Annotated in this window: 5 protein-coding genes; all 5 read right to left on the bottom strand. The window is 61.9% G+C overall.

The features are described from left to right. Positions 1–1,898 (bottom strand): PHP domain-containing protein (locus tag DV027_RS16785; RefSeq protein ID WP_242621988.1); only part of this gene is annotated, 1,898 nt, incomplete at its 3' end. Next, positions 1,895–3,433 carry a DUF6504 family protein gene (locus DV027_RS16780; RefSeq protein ID WP_275101015.1) on the bottom strand — a complete coding sequence of 513 codons (1,539 nt, stop codon included), beginning with the start codon at positions 3,431–3,433 and terminating at the stop codon, positions 1,895–1,897. The genes DV027_RS16785 and DV027_RS16780, both read right to left, overlap by 4 nt. Continuing rightward, positions 3,333–4,109: an ImuA family protein gene (locus tag DV027_RS16775; RefSeq protein WP_034926475.1), complete on the bottom strand. Its 777-nt coding sequence runs from the start codon at positions 4,107–4,109 to the stop codon at positions 3,333–3,335. Before DV027_RS16775 ends, DV027_RS16780 begins: the two co-directional genes overlap by 101 nt. A 322-nt stretch (positions 4,110–4,431) precedes the next feature. Next, positions 4,432–4,584, bottom strand: coding sequence for a hypothetical protein (locus DV027_RS17700; protein WP_010518348.1), 153 nt, complete (start codon positions 4,582–4,584; stop codon positions 4,432–4,434). Between the two features lie 552 nt (positions 4,585–5,136). Beyond that, a complete protein-coding gene (locus DV027_RS16765; RefSeq protein WP_034926470.1) occupies positions 5,137–5,973 on the bottom strand; it encodes an IS5-like element IS1031D family transposase in 837 nt (278 codons plus the stop codon). Between the last annotated feature and the right edge of the window lie 152 nt (positions 5,974–6,125).

Genomic DNA, 6,125 nt, shown 5'->3' with positions numbered 1-6,125 from the left:
GCGGTCTCCTCTGAATGGTCTTCCGACCTCATCATGGCACATTGATGTCGCATGGAGGCCGTCCACCCCATCTGGATGGGACCGGGCCGGACAATGGCCACCTCGATCACCAGATCATAGAACACCCGGGGCCTGAGACGTGGCAGCATGGACATCTGGGCGCGGGATTCGATCTGGAACACCCCGATCGTGTCCGCCTTCCGGATCATGGCGTAGGTCCGCGGATCCTCGGCCGGAATGGTCTGCAGCGTGTAATGCTGTCCCTTGTGTTCGGCCAGAAGGTCCAGCCCCTTCTTCATGCAGGTCAGCATACCAAGGGCCAGCACATCGACCTTCATGAATTTCAGGACGTCGATATCGTCCTTGTCCCATTCGATGATCTGGCGACCGTCCATGGCCGCCGGTTCGATCGGCACCAGTTCATCCAGCCGGTCATGGGTCAGGACAAACCCGCCGGGATGCTGCGACAGGTGGCGCGGCATGCCGATCAGGCAGCGCGCCAGATCCAGCGTCAGCCGGATCCGCCGGTCGGAGAGGTCGATCCCCGTTTCATTCAGCGCGTCATCATCCAGCTTGCGCCCCCAACCCCAGATCTGGCCGGACAGGGTGCGGATCAGGTCTTCGGGCAGACCCATGACCTTGCCGACATCGCGCAGCGCGCCCTTCGCACGATAGCGCGTAACCACGGCCGTAAGGGCTGCGTGGTTGCGGCCATAATGACCATAAATCCACTGGATGACCTGCTCCCGGCGCGCATGCTCGAAATCCACGTCGATATCGGGCGGCTCGCGGCGCTCTTCGGATACGAAGCGCTCGAAGAGCAGCGACGTCCGTGCCGGATCGATGGCGGTAATGCCCAGTACATAGCAGACAGCGGAATTGGCCGCTGATCCCCGCCCCTGGCACAGGATGCCCTGCGAGCGGGCGTAACGGACGATGCTGTGGACGGTAAGGAAATACGGTGCATAATCCATGCGCCCGATCAGGGCGAGTTCATGGTTGAGGATGTTCCTGACCTCGGGCGGAATGCCTTCGGGATAGGCCGCTGCCGCCCCTTCCCAGGTCAGGGCTTCGAGCGCCTGCTGCGGCGTCTGGCCCGGGACGGAGACCTCGTCGGGATATTGATAGGCCAGATCATCGAGCGAGAAATGGCAGCGCTCCACAATATCCGTGGTCCGGGCCACCGCCTCGGGATACCGGCTGAACAGTCGCACCATTTCTGCAGGCGGCTTGAGGTAACGGTCCGCATGGCGCTCACGGGCAAACCCGGCCTCGTCGATGGTGGTGTGGTTGCGGATGCAGGTCACCACATCGTGCAGGATACGCCGGTCGTGGGTGTGGAACAGCACGTCATTGGTCACGACCGCTGGCACCCGCGCCTGATGGGCGAGGTGCGCCAGTTCATACAGCCGCATCTGGTCATTGGGCCGACGCCGCAGGGTCAGCGCCATGGAGGCCCGGTCGCCAAAGGCATCCTGCAGCTTGCGAAGCTGCAGGGCGCAGGCATCATCCGCCGTATCCGGGATCAGGATGACAAGGAGGCCCTCACCCCATGTGACCAGATCCTCCCAGAGCAGACGGCATTTCCCCTTTCCGGCCCGGGCCTTGCCAAGGCTCAGCAGCCGACACAACCGGCCATAAGCGGCCCGATCCGTCGGATAGACCAGCACGGGCAGAAAATCGGCCAGATCGAGACGGCAGCCCACGACCAGGCGGATGCCGGTCTCTTTGGCCGCGACATGGGCCTGCACCATGCCCGCCAGGGAATTACGGTCGCAGATGCCCAGCGCTTCAATGCCAAGGGCCTTCGCCTGCTCGAACAGTTCAATTGGTGAGGATGCGCCGCGCAGGAACGAGAAATACGTCGTCACCTGCAGTTCGGCGTATGCCACGCTCATTCAAAGAGACCATGCAGGAACCAGCCCTGCGAACCGGTCTCGCCATGTTCGCCATCCCCGGTCCGGTAAACCCAGAATGTCTCGCCGCTGGTATCTTCCACCCGGAAATAGTCCCGCACGGTGGTCAGTTCGGCATCCCCTTTCCACCATTCGCCAAAGACGCGCTCGGGGCCATCGGCGCATCTGATCCGGTGGCGGATGCCGCGCCAGATGAAGAAGACCGGCGGATGGTCGGGCAACACCGCCATGGTCTGGATCGGCTCGGGACGGGGCAGCAGGCGCGTGGGGCGCGGCCAGTGATCCGGCCACTCCCGTGTATCTTCGGGTGCGAGGGCGGGCACGCGGCAGACGGCCCGTTCCGGCACGTCGCTTTCCACCGGGGCGAAGCGATACAGGGCCTGCATGCCGACACGATTGGCCAGGGTATCGATCAGGTCGGAAACGTCGGCTTCTTCTTCCTCGATCAGGGCGGATACACCCTGGCGATGCAGGATCGGCTCGGCCAGTGACGCGGTCAGCACCATGCGCTCGATCCCGAAGCCCGGATCGATAATCTCGATCCTGTCACAGAGCAGACGGGTCAGGCGTCTGACGTCCCGCACCGGCATGGCTGTGGCCACGCGGACGGCCTCGGTGCGGCTGTCCACCCGGTGCAGCAGCAGGTCGAGGCGGCGCACGCCCTGCTCGCGTTCCTCCAGCCCGGCGCACAGGGGCGGCACGAGTTTGGTGATGTAGCGGGCAATGGTCTCGGCCGCGCTGATCGGTTCGGCAAAGTTCCGGCTGACCTGCACCGGCGCCTGCAGCCGGACCGGGACAATGGCTTCCGCCTGCCGCCCGAAAGCCTGGTCCAGCCTACGGGCGACATCCGGGCCGAAGCGCAGGGCCAGCGGTGCGCGCGGCGTGCCGGCCAGCGGGCCGATGCGTGACACGCCCAGCCCATGGAGGCCACCAATGATATCCGCTGGCAGGCGCAGGGCCTCGATGGGCAGGTCGGCAATCGCTGCCGACGTTTCACCGGGCGGCACGAGGGTGATGCGTCCCCGGCCATAACGCGCCAACGCATGGGCGGCGCCCCACGTATCGGCAATCGCGGCCCGGGCCGTGATCCCGGACTCCTTCAGGCGCGTGACCATGTTCTCCAGCATGACGGCCTCACCCCCACGCAGGTGATCGGCACCCGTCGTATCCAGCACGATGCCGTCTGGCGGATCGGGGGCCACGATGGGGGCGATGCGGTGCTGGAACCACAGCGCCAGCCGCTCCAGCCCTGCCTGGTCACCGTCCGGGTCGGCATCCATGATGAGCAGATCAGGATGGAGCGCCTGCGCTTTCGCGACAGGCGTGCCGGGGCGCAGGCCCAGCCTGCGGGCGGCGAGATCGACCGACAGGATGACCCGTCGCCGCCCTTCCCGCCCGGCCAGCACCAGTGGGCGGTCAGGCGCGGGCGCGTCGGTTCCCAGCCGCTTCCTGAGCCGGTCTGTCGGCCAGAGCGGCAGGTAGAGTGAGACGACACGGTGCCAGTCTCCCTTTGGCATCACAGGCCTCCACTTCGAAATCGGCGCATTCGCCCGCGCGGGCACGGATGAGTTCCAGCAGCCAGCGGGACCGGCCGACGCCGGGGACCGGCAACGACACGGATGGCAGGACCGAGACCCGCCACCGGGTGACTGAAGCAGTGGGCTGGCCGAAATCGGCCGCATCCGTCTGCCGTCGCCAGCGTCGGATGGCGATGCCCAGCGCGCCAGATGTCTCGGCCGCCAGCTGCAGGCGGCGTGAGGCGGTCATGGACAGGCGGGCCACCTCGGCCACGACTGCCCCCAATCCCTGATGACGCAATGCCTCCTCGAAACAGGCCAGGACATCGACGTCCGAACTGGCCGCGACATAAATGGTCCGTTGCGCCGACAGCCCGACCTGCTGCAGTGCCGGGGCATACAGGTCCTGACGGGTGGCGATCCACAGCACCTTTCCGCGTGTCCGGGCAGCGATCCCGGCGGAAAACAGCCCGGATGCCGCTGCATTCAGGGCGTCATGGCCGCCGCCTGCCACCTCATGCAGCGCGCCCAGAGCCAGGCCGCCATCTGGCAGACGACCGTCAATCTCGGGCATGCCGAAGGGCAGCACGCCCCGCCTGCGTCGGCCCTGGCCTTCGAGGCGGCTGACCTGAGCTCTCAGCGCCTCCAGCGCAGGACGGGGTTCGGGTGCGGGCATGGGGTCGGACAGTCCATTCGGGTGTTTCTGGCACGGAATCAGCGATTGTGTTCGTTATTTGTTCTGGCACGGTGACGAATGTCAACCCATTCTGGAAAAGCGGTTGCGATCCGGGCGCGGGCACAGGCCTGCCGACCGATTCAGGCGTGATGAAAACTGTCTGGATTACAGGGATTTATCAGGAACAGTCCGGCCATCCCTTTCCTGCTGGGTGGATACCATCCGGTAGGACACCCATATCCGGACTCGCGAAAGGACGGCGTGATGTGCAACCTCTATGCGATAACCAGTAGCCAGCAGGGGATCCGGAAGGCGGACAGAATCACGCCTGAACGTACCGCCAATCCAATCTTCCGCCTTTATCGGACATTTTCTCCAACACCGGTGATCGGGCCAATACCAATATCCGCACTCCCGCCTCGCCGTGGTAGCGACGCTGGAAAAGGGCGAAGCATTGCTGTGTGATGTCGCTCATAGCCTTTTCCGAACCTGAGCGTCCGCCAGATGGGAAATAGTGGTCTATTCACAAAGCCGAGCTGTTCCCGCCCGTCAAAATATCTGAATCTCTGCGCTCTCGACAGACGTTGCCAAATCCTCGAAACATGAAATGACTCACGCGGCAAACTCGAGGCACAGATTTATGCGCGTATCCCAAATGTAAAATATGAAGTCGGCGGGTGTGGCAGATCATGATTGAAGCATGAATCAGTTCCAGGAAAGTAATCTCAGGCCAGACTATCGATTTTACGCCTACAGTTCGGAACCCCACATCGACAAATTTCCGGCAACGCATGCTCCGGCTGAGCAAGATAAGAGGGAACTGTGCTGCGGCTTCCCAGCTAATCTCATCGCCAGGCGGGAAATCGTAAGATTTAGCGCCAGCTAGAACCTGTTTTTCCTTATAAAGTTAATGCATGACAAAGGCCGGGGCTTTGGGACACTCCTCACAATACATGATCCCGATATCTATCTGCTTTATATTCAGCTTTTCAATGATCTCGGCATTAGAGCCTGATCCGAAAGTTTTTCAGCACTGACAATGCCTTGCGGTTCTGCGGGTCAGCATGCGGATTGAGGCGATCAAAGTCCACGCTGTTGACGAGGCTATGGACTTTTCCCAGTCTTTGGCGAGCCGCCTGCAGCGACCGAGCCAGGCGAATGTTCGTTCGACCACCCAGCGGCGAGGCAGAATTTCAAAGCCCTTGGCTGTGTCTGATCGCCTGATGATTTCGACCGTCCATTTTCCCATGCTGGCGAGCGCGGATCGCAGTTTATTACCGGCATAGCCGCCATCGGCGAAGATGTGGCGAAGCCATGGAAAGTGTTTGCGTATTGCCGCCAGGACATCGACAGCCCCGTCACGATCCTGAATGTCAGCGGCATGAACAAGGAGGAAGATCAGGAAGCCGCAGGTATCCGTCAAAATATGGCGCTTGCGACCTTTGACCTTCTTTCCAGCGTCATAACCGGAAATTCTACCACTTTCCGTGGTTTTCACCGACTGGCTATCAATCACGCCCGCGCTCGGGGAGGCCTCACGCCCTTCAATCTCCCGCAGGTTCATGACCAGTACCGTGTTCATCGCTTCGAACAGTCCGGCATCACGCCATGCGTAAAAGTAGCGCCTGACCGTCGAGACCGGTGGAAAGCATTTCGGCAGCAGACGCCACGCACACCTACCCGAGGCGATATAAAGTATCGCGTTTACAACCTCGCGCATATCCGCCGTGCGAGGCCGTCCGCCCCGTTTCGCCGGAGACACGAACGGCATAATCAAAGCCCACTCGGCATCCGTCATATCCGATGGATATCGCAATCCCTCCCGGCTATGTTCGTGTCGGGCAATACCAGTCCATGCCACCATTCACTCCATCTCTTCGCAAAGACGGATGAATTACAACATGCTGGTATTGTTCAAAAACTTTCGGATCAGTCTCTTATACCAACCGTTGATTGCTATAACCCATGAGCCCAATTGCGCAGTCCGATTGACATGATGCGCCATGGTTGATTGAC

Source organism: Komagataeibacter xylinus, assembly GCF_004302915.1.
Taxonomy (GTDB): domain Bacteria; phylum Pseudomonadota; class Alphaproteobacteria; order Acetobacterales; family Acetobacteraceae; genus Komagataeibacter; species Komagataeibacter xylinus_C.
Note: the sequence above shows the minus strand (reverse complement) of the source record. Positions and strands in the feature narration are given on the sequence as shown.

Excerpts from the sequence above, each read along its gene's own strand:
- DV027_RS16780 (WP_275101015.1), bottom strand. The coding sequence starts at position 3,433 with ATGCCAAAGGGAGACTGGCACCGTGTCGTCTCACTCTACCTGCCGCTC.
- DV027_RS16775 (WP_034926475.1), bottom strand. The coding sequence starts at position 4,109 with ATGCCCGCACCCGAACCCCGTCCTGCGCTGGAGGCGCTGAGAGCTCAG.
- DV027_RS17700 (WP_010518348.1), bottom strand. The coding sequence starts at position 4,584 with ATGAGCGACATCACACAGCAATGCTTCGCCCTTTTCCAGCGTCGCTAC.
- DV027_RS16765 (WP_034926470.1), bottom strand. The coding sequence starts at position 5,973 with ATGGTGGCATGGACTGGTATTGCCCGACACGAACATAGCCGGGAGGGA.